Source organism: Arthrobacter sp. AOP29-A2-19 (assembly GCF_058138025.1).
Window position 1 is genome coordinate 243,893 of sequence record NZ_CM176894.1, and the last position, 22,633, is coordinate 266,525.

At 70.3% G+C, this 22,633-nt stretch carries 19 protein-coding genes and 1 riboswitch; of the genes, 14 read left to right on the plus strand and 5 right to left on the minus strand.

The window, feature by feature from the left end:
* Nucleotides 1-10 precede the first annotated feature (10 nt).
* The gene (locus AC3ZJJ_RS01125; protein WP_489893441.1) at nucleotides 11-505 is read right to left on the minus strand and encodes a MarR family winged helix-turn-helix transcriptional regulator; all 495 of its coding nucleotides are present in this window, start codon (nucleotides 503-505) and stop codon (nucleotides 11-13) included.
* 96 nt (nucleotides 506-601) lie between these two features.
* On the opposite strand from AC3ZJJ_RS01125, the gene AC3ZJJ_RS01130 reads away from it, so the two are divergent.
* Nucleotides 602-2,509, plus strand: a complete 1,908-nt coding sequence (locus tag AC3ZJJ_RS01130; RefSeq protein ID WP_489893442.1) for an ABC transporter ATP-binding protein — start codon at nucleotides 602-604, stop codon at nucleotides 2,507-2,509.
* 15 nt (nucleotides 2,510-2,524) lie between these two features.
* On the opposite strand, the gene AC3ZJJ_RS01135 is transcribed toward AC3ZJJ_RS01130, so the two are convergent.
* Nucleotides 2,525-3,712, minus strand: coding sequence for a hypothetical protein (locus tag AC3ZJJ_RS01135; RefSeq protein ID WP_489893443.1), 1,188 nt, complete (start codon nucleotides 3,710-3,712; stop codon nucleotides 2,525-2,527).
* Nucleotides 3,713-3,893: 181 nt separating this feature from the next.
* On the opposite strand from AC3ZJJ_RS01135, the gene AC3ZJJ_RS01140 reads away from it, so the two are divergent.
* From AC3ZJJ_RS01140 to AC3ZJJ_RS01150, 3 genes are read left to right on the plus strand one after another with little or no spacing between them, the layout of a single operon-like run.
* Nucleotides 3,894-5,006, plus strand: coding sequence for a glutathione S-transferase family protein (locus tag AC3ZJJ_RS01140; RefSeq protein WP_489893444.1), 1,113 nt, complete (start codon nucleotides 3,894-3,896; stop codon nucleotides 5,004-5,006).
* A 51-nt stretch (nucleotides 5,007-5,057) separates the two neighbouring features.
* Nucleotides 5,058-6,095, plus strand: a complete 1,038-nt coding sequence (locus AC3ZJJ_RS01145) for an RNase H family protein (RefSeq protein ID WP_489893445.1) — start codon at nucleotides 5,058-5,060, stop codon at nucleotides 6,093-6,095.
* Between the two features lie 51 nt (nucleotides 6,096-6,146).
* Nucleotides 6,147-7,322, plus strand: a complete 1,176-nt coding sequence (locus AC3ZJJ_RS01150; RefSeq protein ID WP_489893446.1) for a serine hydrolase domain-containing protein — start codon at nucleotides 6,147-6,149, stop codon at nucleotides 7,320-7,322.
* Here the strand turns inward: AC3ZJJ_RS01150 and AC3ZJJ_RS01155 are convergent.
* Together AC3ZJJ_RS01155 and AC3ZJJ_RS01160 are read right to left on the minus strand one after the other, a co-directional pair.
* Nucleotides 7,319-8,023 (minus strand): hypothetical protein, encoded by a 705-nt coding sequence (locus AC3ZJJ_RS01155; protein WP_489893447.1) that lies wholly within the window; start codon nucleotides 8,021-8,023, stop codon nucleotides 7,319-7,321. The genes AC3ZJJ_RS01150 and AC3ZJJ_RS01155 overlap by 4 nt on opposite strands.
* On the minus strand, nucleotides 8,020-8,346 hold the full coding sequence (locus tag AC3ZJJ_RS01160) for a hypothetical protein (RefSeq protein WP_489893448.1): 327 nt from the start codon (nucleotides 8,344-8,346) through the stop codon (nucleotides 8,020-8,022). Before AC3ZJJ_RS01160 ends, AC3ZJJ_RS01155 begins: the two co-directional genes overlap by 4 nt.
* 219 nt (nucleotides 8,347-8,565) lie before the next feature.
* On the opposite strand from AC3ZJJ_RS01160, the gene AC3ZJJ_RS01165 reads away from it, so the two are divergent.
* Together AC3ZJJ_RS01165 and AC3ZJJ_RS01170 are read left to right on the plus strand one after the other, a co-directional pair.
* On the plus strand, nucleotides 8,566-9,594 hold the full coding sequence (locus AC3ZJJ_RS01165; protein ID WP_489893449.1) for a hypothetical protein: 1,029 nt from the start codon (nucleotides 8,566-8,568) through the stop codon (nucleotides 9,592-9,594).
* Between the two features lie 57 nt (nucleotides 9,595-9,651).
* The gene (locus tag AC3ZJJ_RS01170) at nucleotides 9,652-10,425 is read left to right on the plus strand and encodes an SGNH/GDSL hydrolase family protein (protein ID WP_489893450.1); all 774 of its coding nucleotides are present in this window, start codon (nucleotides 9,652-9,654) and stop codon (nucleotides 10,423-10,425) included.
* A gap of 46 nt (nucleotides 10,426-10,471) precedes the next feature.
* On the opposite strand, the gene AC3ZJJ_RS01175 is transcribed toward AC3ZJJ_RS01170, so the two are convergent.
* The gene (locus AC3ZJJ_RS01175) at nucleotides 10,472-12,058 is read right to left on the minus strand and encodes a hypothetical protein (protein WP_489893451.1); all 1,587 of its coding nucleotides are present in this window, start codon (nucleotides 12,056-12,058) and stop codon (nucleotides 10,472-10,474) included.
* 197 nt (nucleotides 12,059-12,255) lie between these two features.
* Here AC3ZJJ_RS01175 and AC3ZJJ_RS01180 point away from each other — a divergent pair, with 197 nt between their 5' ends.
* The 8 genes from AC3ZJJ_RS01180 to AC3ZJJ_RS01215 all read left to right on the plus strand — a co-directional run bounded on the left by AC3ZJJ_RS01180 (nucleotide 12,256) and on the right by AC3ZJJ_RS01215 (nucleotide 22,549).
* Nucleotides 12,256-13,038 carry a VIT1/CCC1 transporter family protein gene (locus tag AC3ZJJ_RS01180; RefSeq protein WP_489893452.1) on the plus strand — a complete coding sequence of 261 codons (783 nt, stop codon included), beginning with the start codon at nucleotides 12,256-12,258 and terminating at the stop codon, nucleotides 13,036-13,038.
* 101 nt (nucleotides 13,039-13,139) lie between these two features.
* Nucleotides 13,140-13,238, plus strand: a riboswitch (glycine riboswitch).
* Nucleotides 13,239-13,542: 304 nt separating this feature from the next.
* Entirely contained in the window at nucleotides 13,543-16,332 is a 2,790-nt protein-coding gene (gcvP, locus tag AC3ZJJ_RS01185) for an aminomethyl-transferring glycine dehydrogenase (protein WP_489895622.1), read from the plus strand.
* 31 nt (nucleotides 16,333-16,363) lie between these two features.
* On the plus strand, nucleotides 16,364-17,500 hold the full coding sequence (gcvT, locus tag AC3ZJJ_RS01190; protein WP_489893453.1) for a glycine cleavage system aminomethyltransferase GcvT: 1,137 nt from the start codon (nucleotides 16,364-16,366) through the stop codon (nucleotides 17,498-17,500).
* A gap of 42 nt (nucleotides 17,501-17,542) precedes the next feature.
* Complete coding sequence (gene gcvH / locus AC3ZJJ_RS01195; RefSeq protein WP_489893454.1) at nucleotides 17,543-17,923, plus strand: glycine cleavage system protein GcvH; 381 nt, start codon at nucleotides 17,543-17,545, stop codon at nucleotides 17,921-17,923.
* The gene (glyA, locus tag AC3ZJJ_RS01200; RefSeq protein WP_489893455.1) at nucleotides 17,920-19,227 is read left to right on the plus strand and encodes a serine hydroxymethyltransferase; all 1,308 of its coding nucleotides are present in this window, start codon (nucleotides 17,920-17,922) and stop codon (nucleotides 19,225-19,227) included. The genes gcvH and glyA overlap by 4 nt, the downstream gene beginning before the upstream one ends.
* A 95-nt stretch (nucleotides 19,228-19,322) precedes the next feature.
* A complete protein-coding gene (locus AC3ZJJ_RS01205) occupies nucleotides 19,323-20,732 on the plus strand; it encodes an L-serine ammonia-lyase (RefSeq protein ID WP_489893456.1) in 1,410 nt (469 codons plus the stop codon).
* Nucleotides 20,733-20,756: 24 nt separating this feature from the next.
* Nucleotides 20,757-21,281 (plus strand): GNAT family N-acetyltransferase, encoded by a 525-nt coding sequence (locus AC3ZJJ_RS01210; RefSeq protein ID WP_489893457.1) that lies wholly within the window; start codon nucleotides 20,757-20,759, stop codon nucleotides 21,279-21,281.
* A gap of 125 nt (nucleotides 21,282-21,406) precedes the next feature.
* Nucleotides 21,407-22,549, plus strand: a complete 1,143-nt coding sequence (locus tag AC3ZJJ_RS01215; RefSeq protein WP_489893458.1) for a baeRF2 domain-containing protein — start codon at nucleotides 21,407-21,409, stop codon at nucleotides 22,547-22,549.
* The last annotated feature ends 84 nt before the right edge of the window (nucleotides 22,550-22,633 follow it).

Sequence of the window (22,633 nt, forward strand, 5' to 3'; positions counted from 1 at the left end):
GGCCGGACACTCACCGCGGGCGTTCGTCTCCGGGGATGTCGCCGTCGTCCGCCAGGATGCCAAGGAGGCGGGCCAATTGAGCCTGTTCGTCCGCTCCCAGGCGTCCAAAGAAGCGGCCGGACTCCTGCCGCCGCACCGCCAGCACGCGCTCCAACAGCTCTTCGCCCTCTCCCGTCAGGAGCACTTGTGTGGCGCGGCGATCTCGTGGATCGGGCCGCCGGGCCGCGAGCCCCTTGGCTTCGAGCTGGTCCACCACCTCCGTCGCCGAACGCGGCGCGATCCGCAGCCGCTCCGCGACTTCGTTCAGGCGCAGGGCCTCGGCCTGCCCACGGCCTTGCGGGCGTCCGTGGCCGCCGGCGAGGACGTGCAGCGCGCGCCACTGGTGCGGCGTCAGCTCGAACGGGGCCAACTGGGACGACCAGGTCCTGCGCAGGCCCCGGAACGCCGCGTGGAACAGATCCCCCAGCGCCGCGGAGTCGGGGGAGGAGTGCTGGGGGAGAGGCATAACACCATCCTACAGATTGCCCGGCAACCACATAGTGAGGTAACCTCTGTATATTGACGCGCAACCAGCGTCCCCACACCACAGGAGGTGGTGCCCATGACAATGCCAGCCAATTCCTCAGCAGTACCCCGGCCTTCCAACGGCGGGACGGGCCGATCCGCGGCGGGCCAGGCGCGCGGCGAACCCGGCGGAGCGCCTCGCGCGGCGCGGGTCGACCCGGCGGACAAGGGCCAGCTGAGGGCGCACCCGGTCAGCCTCCGGCGCATCGCAGGGCTGTTCGCCCCACACAAGACACGCATCGTACTGGTTGTGCTCCTCATCAGCCTGTCCTCGGTCATCGGGCTCGCCCAGCCATTCCTCATCCGGGCCATCATCGACGACGCGCTGCCGACCGGGAACACCGCGCTGCTGGCCGCGCTCGCCGGAGGCCTCGTGGCCGTCGCCGCGGCCACGGCGGTGATCGGAGTGGTGCAGACGTGGATGGCCACGGACATGGGACAGCGCGTTATGCACACGCTCCGAACGGGCCTCTTCACGCACTTGCAGCGGCAGTCCCTCGGATTTTTCACGCGCACCCACGGCGGCGACGTCCAGTCACGCCTCACCCACGACATCTCCGGCATGCAGTCGGTGGTCACGAACACGGCCACGTCGGTCGCCTCCAACCTGACCACTGCGGTCGCCACAGCCGTCGCCATGGTGGCTCTCTCGCCGCAACTGAGCCTCCTCTCACTGGTGGTCATCCCGCCCGCCGTCTGGCTCAGCCGCCGCGTGGCGCTGCTCCGCCGGGACATCACCGCCGAGCGGCAACGCGAACTCGCCAACTTGCACACCCACGTCGAGGAGGGGCTGTCCGTCTCCGGGGTCCGCCTGGCCAAGACGCTGGGGACCACGGGACGCGACGCCGACCGGTTCTCGGAGTCCTCCCACCGGCTGATCGGCCTGGAGATGCGGTCGCAGCTCGCGGGCCGCTGGCGTATGGCCACCATGGGGATCGTCTTCGCGGCCATCCCCGCGGCGATCTATCTTGCGGCCGGCTTCCCGGCAGCCACCGGCGGGATGACCATCGGCACCCTCGTGGCCTTCACCGCGCTGCAGGGAACCATCTTCCGCCCGATCATGGGCCTGCTCAACGTCGGGGTCCAGTGGGTCACGGCCCTGGCCCTGTTCAGCCGGATCTTCGAATACCTGGATCTGGAGCCGGAGATCCTTCCTCCGGCCCGCCCCGTGCGTGTGGATTACGCCTCCGTGCTGGGCGAGCTCCGCTTCGAAGGCGTGTCGTTCGCCTACGACGGCGGCCCCGCGGTCCTGCACCAGGTGGACCTGCGCGTGCCCGCCGGGACAACCACGGCGGTGGTCGGCCCGACCGGTTCGGGAAAGACGACGCTGGGCTCGCTTGTGTCCCGGCTCCACGACACCGCCGGAGGCCGCGTCACCATCGACGGGATCGACGTGCGGGATTTCGCCACGGACGACCTCGCCCGGATTGTGGGCGTCGTCTCCCAGGAGTCGTACCTCGTGCATGCGTCGATCCGGGACAACCTGTTGTTGGCGGCCCCGGACGCCGACGACGCCGCGCTATGGCGGGCCTTGGCGTCCGCGCGCATCGCCGACCTCGTTGCGGGCCTCTCGGACGGCCTGGACACCGTGGTGGGGGCCCGCGGCCACCGCTTTTCCGGCGGCGAGCAGCAGCGGCTGGCCATCGCGCGCACGATTCTGCGCAATCCGCGCGTGCTGGTGCTGGACGAGGCCACATCGGCGCTGGACAACACCACGGAAGCCGAGGTTCAGGCCGCTCTGGACCGCCTCTCCCAAGGGCGCACGACCGTCACCATCGCCCACCGACTTTCCACCGTCGAGCGGGCCGACCAGCTGGTTGTGTTGCACGGCGGCAGAATCGTTGAACGGGGAACGCCGGACGAGTTGTTGGCCGGCGACGGGGCGTACGCCCGGCTGGCGGGAACGGCAAAGGCCGGCCGCCCCGAAAGGCAGCCGGCCCAATAGCCGTGCGGAGTGCGTCTACATCGAGGGCGAGGAGCGCCGCCCGCGGGAGCCGAGACGGACCATCGCGGCGCCGGCGAGGAGCAGTGCCGCTCCCGCGCCGGCGGCCACAATGGCTTGGTCGGGACCGGTCTGAGCCAACTCGGCCGGTGCGGCCGCGGCCACGGGCGCACGCGGCGTCACAACGGTCGCCACGGGTTCGATGCGCGGCGGCGTTGCCGGCTCCGGGTTCACGACGGGTTCCGCCGGAACCTCCGGCTCCACGGGTACGGCAGGGGTTTCGGGATCCCCGGTCCCGGTACCGTCGGTTTCGTCGCCGGGCCATTCGCCGGACAGCGCCCGTTCAATGAGGAGCGTCAGACCGTAGGCGAAGTCCTGGTTGTCACCGAACTCTTCCTCGAGGTACGCCAAGAGCGCGTCTTCGTCCTCCGCCAACATGTAGCCCAGGATGGTTTCGAAGATGTCGAAGAACTCTTTGTCGTTCGCGAGCGCTTCCTCGTTCTCGTCCAGCCAGTCGAGGACCATGTCGAATGCCTCGTCGGACCACTTCTCGTCATCCCAGTGCTCGGAGCCTTCCGGCAGGGTGGGATAGTCCGTGCGGGCCGCGGCCGCTGCCCTGGCGGTGGTCGACGCGTCCGCGCTCTCCGTCGCTTCCAGGGCCTGTGCAAGGGCTGCCTCGACCGCGGTCGGAACGGCAACCTTGTCGAGGTTTGCCGCCGTCGCGTCGGTGGCAACGGGCGCCGCCGGCGCCTCGACGAGGACGGGAGCAGCGACGTCGGACGCGATGTTTTCCGGCAGGCCGGCGGGCAGATCTTCGCCGACCGCCTCGGTGGCCCCGCCGGCGTCGGTGATCGGCGACTCGCCATCGGAGGTTTCGGTTGGCGCCTCGACCGGCTCCGGGACCGCGGTGGTCGCTTCGTCGACCACGACGTCGGTCCCGCCGGCCGTCCCGCCACCGGCCGGCGCGGTGGACTCCCCGGCCTCCTGCGGAGCGGGCGTCTCCGCAGCGGAAGGCGCGGCCGGGGAAACAACGGGCGCGGCAACAGCAGGGGCGGCGGATTCGGCCGGCGCGGATGCAGTCTGGGGTGAGGCGACGTCGGTCACGACCTGATCGGAGACGGGCTCGGCCAGGGCGGGCGTGGCGGTGAGAAGGAGCCCGCCCATCGTCGTGGAAACGGCAAGGAGTGTGGTCAAGCGGCGGCTCATGGGTTCCCCTGGAGTGAAAGAAAGGCAGGGGCCATGGCTGAGTCGCACCAGCACCTTTGTCCCCCAGGAGGGAACAATTTCCCCATCCGATTGACATCGTAAGGCAAATCCATTGAACGGACAATGGCTTCGGCACGGTCCAAGGGGAGGTGGCCGCCCGCGTGACCGTAGGCTTGGGGGCATGGCAGCAAACGAGTACTCCACGCGAGGTTCCTACGTCACCGGCGGTGCCGAATTCAGCCGCGACACTAACTACATCGAGGACCGGATCGTCGCCGATCCGGAGGCCGCGCGGGCCTCGGCCGGCCCGACGGGAAGCAGCATCGGCGACCCCGGTGGCGGCCTTGCGGAGGGAGCCGACGCGTGGCCGGTCGAACCGGGCCGGTACCGCTTGGTGGCCGCGCGCGCCTGCCCCTGGGCTAACCGGGCCATCATCGTTCGGCGCCTGCTCGGTCTCGAGGACGCCATTTCGCTCGGCACCCCCGGTCCCGTCCACGACGCCCGTTCCTGGACGTTCGACCTGGATCCCGACGGCCGCGACCCGGTGTTGGGCACAGAGCGGCTGCAGGAGAACTTTTTCCGTCGCTTCCCCGACTATCCGCGCGGGATCACCGTGCCGGCGATGGTCGACATCCCCTCCGGCGGGGTGGTCACCAACAACTACCCGCAGATGACCCTGGACTTCAGCACCGAATGGCGCGCTTTCCACAGGGAGGGCGCCCCGGACCTCCTGCCGGCCGATCTCCTCGAGGACATGCAACCGGTCATCAAGCGGATCTTCACCGAGGTGAACAACGGCGTCTACCGTTGCGGCTTCGCCGGCTCGCAGGAGGCCTACGAGGACGCCTACGATCGCCTATGGACCGCGATGGACTGGCTCGAGGAGCGCCTGGCGGGCCGGCGATACCTCATGGGGGACACCATCACCGAGGCGGACGTGCGCCTCTTCACCACGCTGGTCCGGTTCGACCCCGTCTACCACGGCCATTTCAAGTGCAACCGGAACAGGCTCACGGACATGCCGGTGCTGTGGGCCTACGCGCGGGACCTGTTCCAGACGCCCGGGTTCGGGGACACGGTGGACTTCGAACAGATCAAGGCCCACTACTACGTGGTGCACGAGGACATCAACCCCACAAGGATCGTTCCGGCGGGCCCCGACTTGGCCAATTGGCTGGATCCGCACGGCCGCGAGGCGTTGGGCGGTGCCCCGTTCGGAACGGGCACGGCACCCGGCCCCGTGCGCCCGGGGGAAGAGGTCGAGCCCGGCCACAATCCGCTGACCCCCGCGTAGTCCGCGTCCCGCCGCCGCAAGCCGTGGGCGGGACATGGCAGGATTGAATCCATGACGATTACTGCCGCCGCGGACGGCTCTGCCCTCGGAAACCCCGGCCCGGCGGGTTGGGCCTGGTACGTGGATGACGATTGCTGGCGCGCCGGCGGATGGCCGCACGGAACCAACAACATGGGCGAGTTGATGGCCGTCCTGGACCTCTTTGAGGCAACCGCCCACGTTCCCCAAGAGCACCTGCACATCCTGTGCGACTCGCAGTACGTCATCAACTGCGTCACGAAGTGGATGCCGGGCTGGAAGCGCAAGGGCTGGAAAAAGGCGGACGGCAAGCCGGTCCTGAACGTGGACATCCTGCGGCAGATCGACGACGCCATCAAGGGCCGCGACTACAGCTTCGAGTGGGTTCGCGGGCACGCCGGGCACGATCTCAACGAGGCCGCGGACGTGCGCGCGCGGGCCGCGGCCACCGCCTACCAGGGCAAGCGCGCCGTCGACGCGGGGCCCGGCTTCGCGGGGGCGACGGCGATCGAGGAGGCCGCGCCGACAGGCACGGCGCCGAAACGCACCGCTCCGACGCCCGCGGCGGAGCCGGGGAGTGCCGGAGTGGAGCAGGACGATCTGTTCAGCTCGCTCGAGGACATTCAGGAGACCGGAACGGGCAGCGTGGACATCGACGCGGTCGTGACGCTCGAGCGCGAGCTCCTGGAACCGTCCGTCCGGTTCGAGGTGGGGCAATTGAACTACCTCCTGCATCCCGGCTACCGGGAGATCGCCTCCGACGGGACGCTTCGAGACAAGGACTCGACGATCGCCGTGCTCGCCTCGCTCGCCACGGAGGACGACGCCGCGCGCGCGGCGGACGACGACGGGGACGATGCCGACGAGGACGACCTCGCCGGGGAGCGGCGGGCGCGCCCGGGCCATTCCGGACGCTTCGAACTCCTCGCCTCCGACCTCCTGGGGGGAGACGTGGTGCAGTTGGCCTACCGGCTCTCCGACCCGAACGGAACCATCCTCGTGGGGTCCTCGTGGCAGCGGGACGCCGGCCGCTGGCGGCTGCGCTTCCGCCAGGAGACGCCCGAATCCTAGCGCCGGCCCGCCGGGCGGCCGCGCGCCTCCCGGCCCAATACACTGGGGCAGATGACTGAGAGCACCGAAAGCCGCACCGTGACCGGGGAACCGGCCGACCCCCGCTTCGAGCCGGTCGCCGACCTGCTCCGCGACTTCGCCGCCGAGGATCCCGACTACTCGGCGCAGCTCGCCGTCTACCACGAGGGTCGCCCGGTCGTGGACGTCGCCGTCGGGCCGAACAGCGAACGGGACTCCCTGACGGGGATCTTCTCCTGCTCCAAGGGCGCCGCCGCCATGGTGGTCGGCATTCTCCTGCAGGAGGGAGTGCTGGAGCTCGACGCGCCGGTTGCCGCGTACTGGCCCGAGTTCGCGGCCGGCGGCAAGGAGTTGGTCACGGTCCGCCAACTGCTGAGCCACCAGGCGGGCCTTCCCGGCGTCGACGGCGGGATGACCCTCGAGGAGTACGTCGACTCCCGGCTCGCGGCACGCATCCTGGGCTCCCTGACCCCGGCGTGGCGGCCCGGCGCCGCGCATTCGTACCACGCGCTGAGCATCGGCGTTTTTATGGAAGAGCTGGCCCGACGCGTCGCCGGCGAACAGCTGCAGGACATCTACGAGCGTCGGATCCGTGCCCCCTTCGGGATCGACTTCCACCTGGGACTGCCCGACGCCGAAGAGGCTCGCTTCCGCAACGTGCTCAAGCCCGCGCAAGCGCCGGACCTTCCTTTCATCGACCCGTTCGGCGTCCTCGGCCTCTCCGTGAATTCCACCGCCGGCTTCGAGGGGCCCGAAGGCCCGAGCCGTGACATCCTCGACCTGCCGAACGTCCGCGCGATCCGCGCCGCCGGGCTCGCCTCGGCGGGCGGCGTGGCCAGCGCCCGCGGACTGGCGCGCCTGTATGCGGCGGCGAGCACCGGCGTCGTCCAAGCGGACGGAACCGTGGGCGATCCGTTCCTCTCCGACGCCACCCGAGCCGCGATGGCGCAGGAGCAGGTCTTCGGGATCGATCGGGGCAACGGCCTCAGCGGGGCGTTCGGCGTCGTTTTTATGAAGTCCCAGCCGCGCAACGATTTCGGTTCGGCGCGGGCTTTCGGGCACGACGGCGCCAACGGATCGCTCGGATTCGCCGACCCGGCGTACGGGACCGGCTTCGGCTACGTCCCCGCGCGGGCGGAGGCGTCGGGGACGGGATCGCGCGGTGCGCGTCTGACGGTCGCGGTCCGCCAGGCCGTCCTCGGGGTCTAGGCTTCCGGCCCCCGGCGCGGGTCTCCGGTCTCCCCGGCGCCTTCCCGACCCCTCGCCGGCAGGGGCCACGCGTTCGATGCCAGCACCTGCCCGCCATGCCTGACGGCGAGAACGGCGAGCCCGGGTTCCCGCAGCGCCGCCGCCAGGGCGGCGGGGCCCCCGGCCAGAATGACCGCGGCCGCGCGTCCCGCGGCGACGATGTCTTCGGAGAGGACGCTCACCTGACGGTAGGCGCCCCGCCTACCGTCGGCCGACGTCGCCAGCGCCGCGGTGAACCCGGGCGTGCCCGCCAGCGGAACGTCCGCCACCAGGGAGCTCCCGCCGATCAAATCCGCGATGCCGGCCCGCCACGGCGTGCCGTAGTACGGGTCGCCGCCGGTGGGTTGGCCAGGGGACGGCGATCCCGTGCAGAGGATGTCCCCGCCGGCGTTGACGGCCCAGTGGGGGAGCGCCAAGTCCATGAGGGCCCGGCCGGTCCGTGCCGTGAGACGGGCCTTCAGGTCCGCCCCGCCCGGCATCCGGTGCGCGTCCTCGGTGAACACGCGTTCCACGGCCTGGACGACGGCGGCGAGCTCCTCCGGGTCCATCGGCGCGCTTACCGCGACCACGGTATCGACGGCCACAAACGTGCGGGTGGCGACCTGAAAGGTCAAGGGAGAGGACCCGTCCGGGACGCGGGAGGCCGGGCCCTCGCCGCTCACGCGTGCTCCCCGTCCACCGTCGACTGAAGGGTGCGCGGATAGTCGGCCGCCGCGTAGTCCGGGCCCCCGACGAGCTGCAGTGGCGATCCGCTCACCAGGGCGCGCCTGTCGACCATGGCCACCGCCGCTCCGGTTGCTCCGTGGGTGTCCGGGAGCGCCGCCGGCGCCGCGAAGCTGGTGGGCGCCGCGAAGCTGGTCGGCGCCGCGAAGCTGGTAGCTGCCGCGGGCGCCAGGAGCGGACCGGCGGCGGTGCCGCCGAGCCATCCCGTCGCCACCACCCCCGCGGAAGCGACGGAGACGAAGATCGCGCTGCGGAGGTTCACGGCGTTGTCCTTTCGGGTCGTGCAGCAGGTTGCTGCCTGCCCTCCCAGCCTCTCGCCCGGAGCTAGGCGTTGGCTGTGAGCCCCGTGCGCCGGGCCCGTGAGCGCCGCGCGCGGCCGGGACTAGTCGCGGTTCACAAGCATTGACACCGTGGTGTGCCCCTGATGTTCTTGCAGGCGGTTGTGGGGAACAACCGCTGGAATTGGTCTGGGGGCCTTGGGGTGGGAAACGAAACGCAGCACGGCGGCGCCACGGCACCGGGACCGAGATGGTCGGCGCACCGGGACCGCGATCGCGCGCGCGTTCAGTCGATCGCCCGTCGCTGCGGGCTCGATCCCGTCTACGTCGCGTCCGTCGTCGAGGACGCGGAACACCTGGTGCGCGACCTGGTCACAGACGACGGTTCGATCTTTGCGCCACCGTTGATGTACACGCGCGTGGGCGACCCCGTCTGGGACGCCGTCTGGCGACTGTTCAAGGCCCGGTCGCTGCCCGAGGACCTCTACACGCTGGAACCGCCGGAACTCGCGGCAACACTGGGTCTCGCAACGGAAGTCGTCGAACAACACCCGGTGTATTTCGAGTTGAACCTGCTCTCGGAGCTGGCGGCGATCCGGACGGCGTATACGAACGAGTCCCTAGACGATCTCGGGCTAGTCCTGTTCGCGTGGGTCGATGGCTTCGGCCGGCAGGCCGACTACCCCTTTGGGCGTCCGTTCGAGGTGCCCCGCGTTGGGTCGGAGAGGCAATTCGCCGCCTGGCTGGAGGACAACATCTCGGTGCTGGCGCCGTTCGGCTACGACCTGGCACCGCGGGTCGATCCGGCCCGCCAACGCGGCGGAAGAGAATTGGCCCCAGGTGAACGGCGTCGGCCGGATCGCGTGTATCGCGTGCGGCACGACGACGGCCCGCTGCGCCGGGGGGACAGGCTGGTCATCGAGAGCAAGACGGTGATGGCGGACGTCGGCGCCCTGCACGGGCTGCGGCGATGCGTCGACGTGGAGCGCGGGGAACCCGCCGAGGGTCGCGAACGCGTCTTCGGGTTGCTGATCGCGGACGGGGCCACGGTGGAGCTGCAGGCCGCGCTGCCCGAGGCCGGCCTGGGCTACCTGACCCTGGCCGCGTTGGGATACCGGGACCATCTGCGCGGTCGCGCACCCCTGCGTGACGCCGAGGAATCCCCCCGGCTCCGGCACACGCTGGCCACGGGCCGGGGTATCCACCTCCTCGACGGCGCGACCGCCGGCTAGAGACCGCCGGCCGCCGCACGTACGGCATTGGCGCGGGAACGTGGCTAGGCTGTCTGCGTGGACTTTACAAAGCGATTCGTGGCCCTGGGAGATTCGTTCACCGAAGGTGTGGGCGACGACGACCCGGGCCGCCCCAACGGTGTCCGCGGGTGGGCCGACAGGGTGGCCGAACAGCTGGGCGCGGCGGACCCCGCATGGGGTTACGCGAACCTTGCGGTCCGGGGCAAGAAGATCCGCCAAGTGGTCGCCGAGCAGCTGCCCGTGGCGCTGGAACTGAAGCCGACCCTGGTCACGCTCTACGCCGGCGGGAACGACATCCTTCGCCCCAGCGTGGACATCGACAACCTGATGGAGGGGTACGAGGCGGCCGTGGCCGCGCTGCGCGGAACCGGCGCCGCCGTCGTGCTCTTCACGGGATTCGACTCGTCCGCATCGGCCGTCTTCGGCAAGACCCGCGGCCGCACGGCGATCTACAACGAGTGGGTGCGCGAAATCGCCGAGAAGCACGACGCCGCCATCGCCGACTACTGGCGCTGGCGCGAGTTCCGGGACTGGCGCTATTGGGCGCAGGACCGGTTGCACATGGGCGTGCCCGGCCACACGCTGATGGCGAAAAGGGTCCTGGAGGTGCTGCGCGCCACGGACGGCATCGCGACGCCGGAGCTTGAGACGGCGCCCGCGATCGGACGGCTGCGGCAAGTCCAGGCCGACGCCCAGTGGGCGCGCGAACACGTGGTGCCGTGGGTGAGGCGCAGGCTCACCGGGACCTCCTCGGGAGACACCCTCACGGCCCGCTACCCGGACTACGTCCGCCTTCAGGCCGACGCCTAGCCGGGGCAGGCCCTCGGCCACCACACACCGCGGCCCGGTCGTCGCGCTAGCCGGCCAGGCGCCGGTGGATCTCCTCCACCACGGCTTCGTGGAGTTCGACCAACTGCTCGTCGGTCAATTCCGACGGGTCCGCGTCGGCGTCGATCGGCGTACCCGTCCCGCCGACCGCTTCCGTGGTGCCCTCTCCGTCCGAACAGGAAAGCTTGGTGCCGGTCGCGGTGAGCAGGCAGGAGGTGCCGTCCGCCAGCAGTTCCACCCGGTAGTTCACGTTCTGCTTCTGCCCAATCGAGGCCTGCCAGACCTCCTCCCCGCCGCCGGGGACAATCTCCATGACCGCCATGCCGGCGGCCCAGCCCGGCATGGACGCGTAGGTCGACTTGATGCCGTCCGCCGTGGCGGCGTTGGATTGCCGCGGCGTCGCCAGGGTGTGCAGGGAGGCGCCCGCGTGGTTTCCGGCGGCGACGCGCGAGGAGTCGACGACGCCCACGTGGTCGATCGTGCGGCTCGAGGCGCGCGAGGTGAACGGCGAGACGAACCCCTGGAGCTTGTCCGGTCCGACGGCGAGGCTGAAGTTTGAGGCGTTGGAGATGTTCGTGTCGTCCTCGTCCTTGGGCTGGTCCGTCAGACCGCTTTGGCCGATGAGGGACGACCACCAGGTGCCGCCGAACGTGGCGAGCGAGGCGTTGATGCGCTCCGCGTGGCTGATGGACACAACAGGTCCGGGCAACGCGCCGGCCTCGACCGAGTCCCGCACCTCAAGGACTCCGTCCCCGCCGTTGTACACGGCGACGCCTGCCGGCACGTCCACCGGCGAAAGCCAAGTGTGCAGCTTCGTCAGCGGCACCACGACCATGGGGGTGTCGCCGTCGCAGTAGCCCCATGCGTCCTTTTCCTTGGCGATGAGCATAAAGTCGTGTGCGGCGATCCCGCGTTCCAGCGAGTTCCACAGGAAGCCGCCCATGCGCTGGTCCGCCTGCTCGGAGAAGCGGCACATGGTGCTGTCTGCATTGCCCGTCAGCGCCAGCTGTTGGGAGACGATGGCCTCATACCCGGGGTTCAGCGGGCCGGGGCGGTTGACGAGCGTGGAGTAGGTGTCCGATGCCGGCAGGTAGTCCGTCTCGCCGATGTTCCCGACCGTCCCGGACAGGTTGGAGGATGCCTGCCGCTCCGCGACAAGGTACGGAGCGCGCATGCCCATGGCCGGCACCGGTACGTCGGCTATCGCAAAGGTGTCCCGCAGGGTCGTGTGCCGGTCCCACTGCTGCAGGAAATACCCCGCGACGGCCATCACCACAATCGCGGCCGCGGCGGCGAACGGCACCCAGACCCGTTCGGTCCGCCCGGTCGGGTCCGTTGTGCCCGCGGGGGTGGGGGCCGGCTCCGTGGAGTCCGCAGCCTCCGCAGCGTCCACAGCCTCCGCGGACTTCTGCGACGGCTTCAGCCGCCTGCTGCGCTCCTCCAGCACCACGATCCCCCAGCACAGGGTCAGGATCAGCAGCGCCCCGACGACGATCCACACGCCCTGCTGGAACAGCACGCCGTTGAGGACGCGGGCGCGGGTCAGCGGATCGAGAAGCGGCAGCGCAACGACTGCGGCCGTCGAGCCGAGGACGGGGAGGGTCTTGCGGCTCACGCGGATTCCTTTGGTCGTTCCTTGTCACGGGGCGCGCTGCATGGCGCGGGGCGACACTGGGTCACTTCAGCGTACCGACGCCGGGGGGTTTGCCCAGCAATTGGATGAGTGCCGGGGTGTTGCGGTGCTGCACGGGGGCCGGGCGGGCGAAGGCGCCTGCCTAGCTAAGGCGGGGGACTCGATGCTTAGCTACTCCCATGACCGAACAGCAATCCGGGCACGAGTCCGCCGACGCCGCGGTGTTCGCCGAAGCCGAAGCCGTGGAGTCGCGGCACGGCGACGAGCCCCACGACTCCGCGGGCGTCGCCCACAGGCTCAATTGGCTGCGGGCCGGCGTGCTTGGCGCGAACGACGGCATCGTCTCCGTCGCGGCGGTTGTGGTCGGCGTGGCGGGCGCGACGACCCAGACCGGGCCCATCCTGGCCGCGGGTGCCGCGGCCCTGATCGGTGGCGCCATCTCCATGGCCTTGGGGGAGTACGTCTCGGTCTCCAGCTCGGCGGATTCGCAGCGGGCACTCATCGCGAAGGAGAAGCGGGAGCTTGCCGAAACCCCCGCCGAGGAACTCGCCGAACTCGCGGACATCTACCAGTCCAAGGGCCTCTCGCAGGAGACGGCCCGCCGGGTTGCGATCGAACTGACGGAACACGACGCCCTCCAGGCCCACCTCGAGGCGGAGCTCCACATCGACGAGACCGAGGTTGTCAGCCCCTGGCACGCCGCCTCCGCCTCGGCGGTCGCCTTCACGGTCGGCGCCGTCCTCCCGTTCCTGACCGCCGTGCTCCTTCCCCCTGAGCTCCGTGTGCCCGTCACCTTCGCGGCGGTCCTTGTTGCCCTCGCGGTCACCGGCGCGCTCGGCGCCTACCTCGGCGGCGCGAAACCGCTCGTGCCGACCATCCGCGTGCTCGTGGGCGGGATCGCCGCGCTCGGCGTCACGTTCGCGATCGGCTCGTGGCTCGGGACCACGGGAATCGTGGGCTAGGGCCTCCCTCCATGAGTCCGGTGCGACGCCGGGCGGCCCCGCGGTTGTCTGTGGTCCGCGTCTCCAACTAGACTGTGCCTGTGCCCTCGCGGCACGGCCAATGACATGCGGCGGGAGAGATCCGCCAGATCCACTGGCGGGCGCCGTAGGAGCAATTTCCTCCCCGGGAATCTCTCAGGCCCCCGTACCGTCGCGCATAGGCAACTCTGGAAAGCAGTCGCGTTTTTCCGATCCGGTCCGACCGGTCGGCGCAGCGGGACTCACCGACGGTGCAAGAGGCGCCGGGCCACCGCCCGGAACCTCGGAAACTCTCAGGTCCAATACAGAGTCGGGGAGGAACCAAAGCTCATTCGGCGTGCACGCACATCGACCAACCTTGGAGTTCCCCTTATGACCGCGACACCGGCCCGCCCCACCACCGCCCGCGAGAGCACCACCCGCGAGCCCGGCGACCTTGTCTTCGCCGACCGCCACATCGGCCCGCGCGGCGACGCCGCCGAGTCCATGCTCCGACACCTGGGCTACGCCACGCTCGACGACCTGGTGGACACGGCGGTCCCCGCCGACATTCGCCAGTCCGAGCCGCTGGAACTCCCGGCCCCGCGCTCCGAAGCGGAGGTCCTCGCCGACCTGCGGGCCATCGCGTCCAAGAACACCATGAAGACGCAGATGATCGGCCAGGGGTTCTACGACACCTTCACGCCGCCCGTCATCCTGCGCAATGTCCTCGAGGACCCGGCCTGGTACACGGCCTACACGCCGTACCAGCCGGAGATCTCCCAGGGCCGGCTCGAGGCCCTGCTGAACTTCCAGACCATGGTGGGGGACCTGACCGGCCTCCCCATCGCCAACGCGTCCCTGCTGGACGAAGCCTCCGCCGTGGCCGAGGCAGTCCTGCTGATGCGCCGCTCCAACAAGGCCAAGGGCGACGCCAAGACCGTCCTCGACGCCGACCTCTTCCCCCAGACCATCTCCGTGGTTCGCGGCCGCGCCGAGGCGCTCGGCTTCGAGGTGGAGATCGCCGACCTCTCCGCCGGACTCCCGGACGGGGACATCTCCGGCATCGTCCTGCAGCAGCCCGGCAACTCCGGCCGAGTAGTGGACCACACCGCCACCATCGCCGCCGCCAAGGAGCGCGGCGCCATGGTCACGGTCGCCGCGGACATCCTCGCGCTCACGCTCATCACCGCGCCAGGGGAGCAGGGCGCCGACATTGCCGTCGGTAACACCCAGCGCCTCGGCGTTCCGCTGTTCTTCGGCGGGCCCCACGCCGCGTACATGGCGGTCCGCAAGGGCCTCGAACGGTCCCTCCCCGGCCGCCTCGTCGGCGTCTCCAAGGACGACGCCGGCACGCCCGCGTACCGGCTGGCCCTGCAGACCCGCGAGCAGCACATCCGCCGCGAAAAGGCCACGTCCAACATCTGCACCGCCCAGGCGCTGCTTGCCATCACCGCATCCATGTACGCGGTCTACCACGGCCCGGAGGGGCTGAAGGCGATCGCCCGGCGCGCCAACCTGCGCGCCCGCACGCTGGCCGCCGTTCTCTCCGGCGCCGGAATCGCCCTGGTTTCCGAGGCGTTCTTCGACACCGTCCAGGCGCGCGTCCCGGGCCGTGCCGCCCAGATCATCGCGGCCGCAGAGACCCACGGCGTGAACCTGCGCCTGGTGGACCCGGAGACGATCGGGGCCTCCGCGGACGAGACCACAACGACGGCGCACCTCGCCGCCATCGCCGCGGCCTTCGGCATCGAAGACGCGGCCGCCAAGGTCGCCGAGGCCGAACTCGACGCCGGGCGCGAACTGCCGGACGCCGTCGCGCGGACCAGCGACTTTATGACGCACCCGATCTTCCACTCCATCCGTTCCGAGACGCAGATGCTGCGCTACCTGCGCAAGCTCTCCGACCGCGACCTCGCGCTGGACCGCACCATGATCCCGTTGGGCTCCTGCACCATGAAGCTCAACGCCACGGCCGAGATGGAATCCATGTCCTGGCCGGAGTTCGCCTCCATCCACCCGTATGCCCCGGCGCACCAGACCGCCGGATGGCGCGAGCTGATCGCCGACCTCGAGGCGCGGCTGAGCACCATCACGGGCTACGCAGGCGTCTCCATCCAGCCCAACGCCGGTTCCCAGGGCGAATACGCGGGGCTGCTCGCCATCCGCCAGTACCACCTGGCCAACGGCGACGACGCCCGCACCGTCTGCCTGATCCCCGCCTCCGCGCACGGGACGAACGCCGCCTCCGCGGTGCTCGCCGGCCTGAAGGTGGTGGTCGTCAAGACCGCGCCCAATGGCACCATCGACGCCGAGGACCTGGACGCAAAGATCGAGGCCCACCGCGAGGCGCTGGCCGCCATCATGATCACCTACCCGTCCACCCACGGCGTGTACGACGCCGACGTGCGCGAGGTCTGCGACAAGGTCCACGCGGCCGGCGGGCAGGTCTACATCGACGGCGCCAACATGAACGCCCTGGTCGGCCTCGGCCAGCCCGGCAAGTTCGGTGGCGACGTGTCGCACCTGAACCTGCACAAGACGTTCTGCATCCCGCACGGCGGCGGCGGCCCGGGTGTCGGCCCCGTGGCCGTGGCCGAGCACCTGGTGCCGTTCCTGCCCGGAGCCCCCGCCGGCGCCTCCAACGGCAACAACGGCACCCCGGTCACGTCGACCCCGTACGGCTCCGCCGGAGTCCTCCCGATCTCTTGGGCCTACGTGGCCATGATGGGCGGCGAGGGGCTGACCAACGCCACCAAGAACGCCCTGCTGGCCGCCAACTACATCGCGTCCCGCCTCAACGAGCACTTCCCGGTGCTCTACACGGGCAACAAGGGGCTCGTCGCGCACGAGTGCATCCTGGACCTGCGCGATGTCACCGCCAAGACCGGCGTGACGGCCGAGGACGTCGCCAAGCGCCTGATCGATTACGGGTTCCACGCTCCGACCCTGGCCTTCCCCGTTGCGGGGACGCTGATGGTCGAGCCGACCGAGTCGGAGGACCTGGAGGAGATCGAGCGTTTCATCGAGGCGATGATTTCCATCCGCAAGGAGATGGATCAGGTCCTCGCCGGAGACTTCACGGTGGAGGAGTCGCCGCTGCGCAACGCCCCGCACACCGCGTCGGCCGTCGTCAGCACGGAGTGGGACCGGAAGTACACCCGCGAGCAGGCCGCCTTCCCGGTGGACAGCCTGCGGCAGGACAAGTACTTCACGCCGGTGGGACGCATCGACGGGGCCGGGGGAGACCGAAACCTGATTTGCTCCTGCCCGGCGCCCGAGGCGTTCGAGAACTAGCCCGGCCTCCCCGAACCGAAAGGCACACCCCGTGACTACCGAAACCGCCACGCCGCGGCAGACCGCGCTGCACAACGAGCACGCCCGCCTCGGCGCCTCCTTCACCGACTTCGGAGGCTGGGACATGCCGCTGAAGTACGGCTCCGAGCTGGCCGAGCACAAGGCCGTCCGCGAGGGCGCCGGCCTCTTCGACCTCTCCCACATGGGGGAGGTGTGGGTCGAGGGCCCGCAGGCCGCAACGTTCCTCAACAGCGCCCTCGTGGGCAACCTGGCCGTCGTCGCCGTGGGCAAGGCAAAGTACTCGCTGATCTGCAACGCCGACGGCGGGATCATCGACGACCTGATCACGTACCGCCGCGCCGAGGACCGCTTCCTCGTGGTGCCCAATGCCGGCAACGCGCCGCGCGTCGCGGCGGCCCTGGCCGAGCGCGCGCAGGGCTTCGACGTGACCGTCACGGACGCGTCGGCCGAGACCTCACTCGTCGCCGTCCAGGGCCCCAACGCGCTGGAGATCCTCCTGCCGCTGGTGCCGGCCGCTCAGCAAGCCACGGTCACGGACATGAAGTACTACGCCGCGGACGACGTCGAGTTCACGGTGTCCGGCGCCCCACTCAAGGTCCTCCTCGCGCGGACCGGCTACACGGGCGAGGACGGATTCGAGCTGTACGTGCCCAACGCCGCGGCCGCGTCGCTGTGGAGCGCGCTGCTCGAATCCGGCCACGGCCACGGACTGGTGCCGGCGGGCCTGGCCTGCCGCGATTCGCTCCGGTTGGAGGCGGGCATGCCGCTCTACGGCAACGAGCTGTCCGAGGACGTCACCCCGTTCGAGGCCGGGCTCGGCGGCGTCGTCTCCTTCAAGAAGGAGGAGGACTTCGTCGGCCGCTCGGCTCTGGAGGCCAAGAAGGCCGCCGGTGCCGACCGCGTGCTCGTTGGGCTGAAGGGGCTCGGACGCAGGGCGGGCCGTTCCCACTACCCTGTCCTTAAGGATGGCGCGCCGGTCGGCGAGGTCACCTCCGGGCAGCCGAGCCCCACGCTTGGCTACCCGGTGGCGCTCGCCTACGTCGACGCGGGTCTCGCCGAGCCGGGAACCCGGCTCGACGTCGACCTGCGCGGCAAGGCGGAGCCCTTCGAGGTCGTCGCACTCCCGTTCTACAAGCGCCAAAAGTAAAGCCATCCCGTAGCCCACCGGCTTCCCCGAAAGGAACACACCATGAGCAAGGTCATCTCCACCCTCCGCTACTCCGCCGAGCACGAGTGGGTCGACTCCTCGACGCCCCCCAAAGTCGGCATCTCGCAGATCGCGGCGGACGCCCTGGGCGACGTCGTCTACGTCGACCTGCCCGAGGTCGGCGCCACCATCACCGCCGGGGAGTCCTGCGGAGAGGTCGAGTCCACCAAGTCCGTGTCCGACCTCTACGCGCCGGTCTCCGGAACGGTGGTCGAGGTCAACCAGGAGGCCGTGGACAACCCCGCGATCCTGAACGAGGACCCGTACGGCGCCGGATGGCTGTTCACGGTCGAGGTCTCCGAGGAGGGCCCGCTTCTTTCGGCGCAGGACTACGCCTCCGCCAACGGCGGCGACGTGGCATGAGCGCTGTCTACGAGGCGGTGGCTTCCCGCTCCCTGACCGCCCCGCTGTCCGAACTGGATCCTGAGGTTGCGGCGCGTATCGATGCGGAGTTGCGCCGGCAGCAGGACGGGTTGGAGATGATCGCGTCGGAGAACCACACGGCGCAGGCGGTGATGCAGGCGCAGGGTTCGGTGCTGACGAACAAGTACGCGGAGGGGTATCCGGGCCGGCGGTACTACGGTGGGTGCGAGCACGTGGACGTGATCGAGCAGTTGGCGATCGACCGGGTGAAAGCGCTGTTCGGGGCGGGGTTCGCGAACGTGCAGCCGCATTCGGGGGCGCAGGCGAACGCGTCGGCGATGCACGCGCTGATCCGTCCGGGGGACACGATTTTGGGGTTGAACCTGGCGCACGGGGGGCACCTGACGCACGGGATGAAGATCAACTTCTCGGGGCGGCTGTACAACGTCGCGGCGTACGGGGTGGATCCGGAGACGAACCGGGTGGACATGGCCGAGGTCGAGCGGTTGGCTGTGGAGCACCGGCCGAAGCTGATCATCGCGGGCTGGTCGGCGTATCCGCGGCAGTTGGACTTCGCGGCGTTCCGGCGGGTCGCTGACCTGGTGGGGGCGTACCTGATGGTGGACATGGCGCACTTCGCGGGCCTGGTCGCGGCGGGGCTGCACCCCTCGCCGGTGCCGCACGCGCACGTGGTGACGTCCACGACGCACAAGACGCTCGCGGGTCCGCGGGGCGGGATCATCCTGACCAACGACGCGGACGTGGCGAAGAAGGTGAACTCGGCGGTGTTCCCGGGGCAGCAGGGCGGGCCGTTGGAGCATGTGATCGCGGGCAAGGCGGTGGCGTTCAAGGTCGCGGGGACGGCGGAGTTCCGGGACCGGCAGGAGCGCACCCTGGCGGGGGCGGGGATCCTGGCGGAGCGGTTGGGCCGGGAGGACGTCGCGGCGCGGGGGATCAGCGTGTTGACCGGGGGTACGGATGTGCACCTGGTGTTGGTGGACTTGCGGGACTCGGAGTTGGACGGGCAGCAGGCGGAGGATTTGTTGGCGTCGATCGAGATCACGGTGAACCGCAACGCGGTGCCGTTTGATCCGCGGCCGCCGATGGTGACGTCGGGGTTGCGGATCGGGACGCCGGCGTTGGCGACGCGGGGGTTGGGCGCGGCGGCGTTCGGGGAGGTCGCGGACATTATCGCGGAGGCCCTTGTCGCGGGTCCGGGCGCGGACGTGTCCGGTCTGCGGGCGCGGGTCCAGGCCGTCGCGCGGGCCCATCCCCTCTACCCAGACCTCGCACCGCTCGCCTGACGGGCGGCCCGTCGGGGCAAGCCATAGCCAACGGGCCCGGCCGCTTCGCCGGGCCCGTTGTGCTTTCCCAAACCACCAGCAGAGGAACCCTTCCCATGGCCATCAGCGTCTTCGACCTCTTCTCCGTCGGCATCGGTCCGTCCAGTTCCCACACGGTCGGTCCCATGCGCGCGGCCCACCGCTTCGCCGAGGGGCTGGCGCGGCAGGGGCTCGCGGAGCGCACGGTGGGACTGCGAGTGGACCTCTACGGGTCGCTGGCGGCCACCGGGCGCGGGCACGGCACCTTCACGGCGGTGATGCTGGGGCTCGAGGGCTTCCAGCCGGAGAAAATCCTGCCCGAACAGGTCGACGAGCGCATTGCCGACCAGGAAGCCACCGGCGTCCTCCGGCTGTGCGCCGAACTGGGTGCGCGCCGGGACCTCGACTACGGCGTCCCGGACATGGTCCAGCACCCGCTGACGGTCCTGCCGCGGCACACCAACGGCATGCGCCTCCAGGCCCTCGGCGCCGACGGCGGGGTCCTGCTGGACGAGACCTACTTCTCCGTGGGCGGCGGCTTTATTGTCCGCGAGGGCGAGGAGGACGCCGTCGTCGAGGAGATCGAGCAGGACCTCCGTGCCGTTCCATACCCGTTCCGCACCGCCGTCGAACTGCTTGGCCACTGCCGCGACACCGGGCTGCCGATCAGCGAGATCATGCTGGCGAACGAGATGGCGTCGAGGTCCAAGGAGGAGATCCGCGCTGGCCTGCTGCACATCTGGTCCGTCATGGAGGCCTCCAAGGACTCCGCGCTGGCCCGCGAAGGGCTGCTGCCCGGCGGGCTCAAGGTTCGCCGCCGTGCCCCGGACTGGCACGAGCGGCTCTCGAAGGAGGACAAGGACCGCGACCCCAAGTACTGGCAGGAGTGGGTGAACCTGGTGGCGCTGGCGGTCAACGAGGAGAACGCCTCCGGCGGCCGGGTGGTCACGGCGCCCACCAACGGTGCGGCCGGCATCATCCCCGCCGTGATGTTCTACGCCACCCATTACTCGCCGGGCATCGGATGGGCGACCCAGCAGGACAAGGAGGACGTGATCGTGAAGTTCCTCCTGGCCTCCGCGGCGGTGGGCGTGCTCTACAAGGAGCAGGCCTCCATCTCCGGGGCCGAGGTGGGCTGCCAGGGAGAGGTCGGCTCCGCGTCCTCCATGGCCGCCGCCGGGCTGGCCGAGATCCTCGGGGGTTCGCCGGCCCAGGTCGAGAACGCCGCCGAGATCGCGATGGAGCACAACCTCGGACTGACGTGCGACCCCATCGGGGGCCTGGTGCAGATTCCGTGCATCGAGCGCAACGCGATCGCCGCGTCCAAGGCGATCAACGCCGCCAAGATGGCGCTGATGGGCGACGGCGAGCACCGCGTCTCGCTCGACGAGGTCATCGTGACCATGCGCGAGACCGGCAAGGACATGAGCTCGAAGTACAAGGAGACGGCGCTCGGCGGACTCGCGGTCAACGTCGTCGAGTGCTGACCGGCCGCGGATAGGCTGGATCTCATGACCACGCCCCCCGGCTTCCTGCGGCCGCTGCGGCACTCCGACCGTGCCGAGGCGCTGGCGGCACACGCCGAGCTGGCGGCCGAGGGCTTCGACTTCCTGCTGGGCTACGACGACGGCGACGACTGGGACGGATACCTGGAGCTGCTGGCGGCGCAGGAGCGGGGCGAGCGCCTGCCCCGGGGGACCGTGCCGCACACCTTCCGTGTGGCCGACGACGGCGGGACGCTGGTCGGGAGGGTGTCCATCCGCCACGAGCTCAACGCCTATTTGGCGGCGATCGGCGGCCACATCGGCTACGCGGTCCGCCCGGGGGCACGCCGGCGCGGCCACGCGGGGCGGATCCTGCGGGAGGCCCTGGAAGTGGCGGCCGTGCTCGGCATTCCGGCGGCCCTGTTGACCTGCGACGAGGACAACGTCGGGTCGGTTCGAACCATCGAGGCCGCCGGCGGCGTCTTCGAGGACGCGATCGAACTGGTCCCCGGCGTGGCCAAACGCCGATATTGGGTTGAAACCAGGCCCTGACCTGCGATTTTACCGGCCGGTGGGCACAAAAAGTGCCCCTTTCGGCCAGAGTGGCCCGGTGCTACGGTGAACGGACGGATCCAGTAGGCACACGGCTGCTACGCCGTGTGGGAAGGAGTTTCCCCATGGCAAATAGGGCAGGTTCCAACGGAATCGACGCCACGCTGTACCGAAAGGAAGGCCCGTGGTGCACGGCCTTCGTCGACGCATCGCTCGGCACCTCGGCGGCGCAGGAGGCAGCGGACCGGCTACCCGAATCCGTCGCCCACCTCCTGTCCAGCCAGCAGGCCAAACCGCAAGACATAGAGGCTATGCGTGCCGCCATCCGGCCGGCGGACGGCAGCCCGGCGCCAGTGGCGCGCTTTGTCGCCGTCAACGATGGCGAGGTCCTGATCGACGAGCTGGTGCAGGGCTTCCTGGCCGGCGAGCCGCGCGTCGAGTGCGCGCCCTTCCCCAACCTGGTGCCGCTTGCGCGGGCACGCGGCGGGCAATTCCCCTATGTGGTGGCCGAGGTGGGGCGCGACGGCGGCGAGATCCGCCTGCTGCACTCCGCCGTTCCCGGCGTCAGCGAGGAGCGCAGCGTCGCCGGTGACCCTGAGGAGGCGCACCACGCCCGGCGGGTTCCGGGCCGGTACGACGAGCCGCAGAACAGGGCGCAGACCGAGGAGATCTGGAGGCGCAACGCCGACGAACTGGCGAAACACATCGACGAGGTTGTGCGCGAAAACCGTGCCCGCCTGGTGGTCCTCTCCGGAGACGTCAAGGCGCGCGAGCTGGTGCTGACCCAGCTGGCGGAAGCGACGCGGGCCGTGACCACGGAGCTGGACCAGCATACGCGGACGGGCGGGGCGGACCCCGAGGTGGTCGCCAAGGCCGTGGAGTCCCGCGTCGCCGAGGTGCTGGCCGACGACATCAACCAGCTGACCGAGAAGATCGGTAACCGGTCCAGCGGGGACCATCCCGGGGCGGTCCTCGGGTTCGAGGAGGTGGTGGCCGCGCTGCAACGGGCACAGGCGGAAACGGTGATCGTGTCCGAGTTCCAGGACGACCACTCGCTTCTGGCGCTGGCCGCCGAGCCGTGGCTGGCGACGGACGAGTCAGGGACCCCGGGAACCGAAATCATCGGGTCGTGGCCGGCCCCCGAGGTCCTGCTGCGAGCCGTGGCACTGACGGACGCGTCGATCCGGTACGTGCCGTCCGGCGTCCTGCCGTCCGGGGCGACCATCGCCGCGCTCCTGCGCTGGCCGAACGGCAGCGCCACAGGGTAGCCACACGGTCGCCGTCGGTGGGCGCCCGTCCACCGACCTGCGGTGCGGCGGGGCGGCGAAGAAGCCGCCCCGCCGTCGTGCGCT

What these genes read in the sequence shown, in the direction of transcription:
- AC3ZJJ_RS01205 (WP_489893456.1), top strand. Translation starts at nt 19,323, where the DNA reads ATGGCCATCAGCGTCTTCGACCTCTTCTCCGTCGGCATCGGTCCGTCC.
- AC3ZJJ_RS01135 (WP_489893443.1), bottom strand. Translation starts at nt 3,712, where the DNA reads ATGAGCCGCCGCTTGACCACACTCCTTGCCGTTTCCACGACGATGGGC.
- glyA (WP_489893455.1), top strand. Translation starts at nt 17,920, where the DNA reads ATGAGCGCTGTCTACGAGGCGGTGGCTTCCCGCTCCCTGACCGCCCCG.
- AC3ZJJ_RS01130 (WP_489893442.1), top strand. Translation starts at nt 602, where the DNA reads ATGACAATGCCAGCCAATTCCTCAGCAGTACCCCGGCCTTCCAACGGC.
- AC3ZJJ_RS01150 (WP_489893446.1), top strand. Translation starts at nt 6,147, where the DNA reads ATGACTGAGAGCACCGAAAGCCGCACCGTGACCGGGGAACCGGCCGAC.
- AC3ZJJ_RS01145 (WP_489893445.1), top strand. Translation starts at nt 5,058, where the DNA reads ATGACGATTACTGCCGCCGCGGACGGCTCTGCCCTCGGAAACCCCGGC.
- AC3ZJJ_RS01210 (WP_489893457.1), top strand. Translation starts at nt 20,757, where the DNA reads ATGACCACGCCCCCCGGCTTCCTGCGGCCGCTGCGGCACTCCGACCGT.
- gcvH (WP_489893454.1), top strand. Translation starts at nt 17,543, where the DNA reads ATGAGCAAGGTCATCTCCACCCTCCGCTACTCCGCCGAGCACGAGTGG.
- AC3ZJJ_RS01180 (WP_489893452.1), top strand. Translation starts at nt 12,256, where the DNA reads ATGACCGAACAGCAATCCGGGCACGAGTCCGCCGACGCCGCGGTGTTC.
- gcvP (WP_489895622.1), top strand. Translation starts at nt 13,543, where the DNA reads ATGCTCCGACACCTGGGCTACGCCACGCTCGACGACCTGGTGGACACG.
- AC3ZJJ_RS01125 (WP_489893441.1), bottom strand. Translation starts at nt 505, where the DNA reads ATGCCTCTCCCCCAGCACTCCTCCCCCGACTCCGCGGCGCTGGGGGAT.
- AC3ZJJ_RS01140 (WP_489893444.1), top strand. Translation starts at nt 3,894, where the DNA reads ATGGCAGCAAACGAGTACTCCACGCGAGGTTCCTACGTCACCGGCGGT.
- AC3ZJJ_RS01215 (WP_489893458.1), top strand. Translation starts at nt 21,407, where the DNA reads ATGGCAAATAGGGCAGGTTCCAACGGAATCGACGCCACGCTGTACCGA.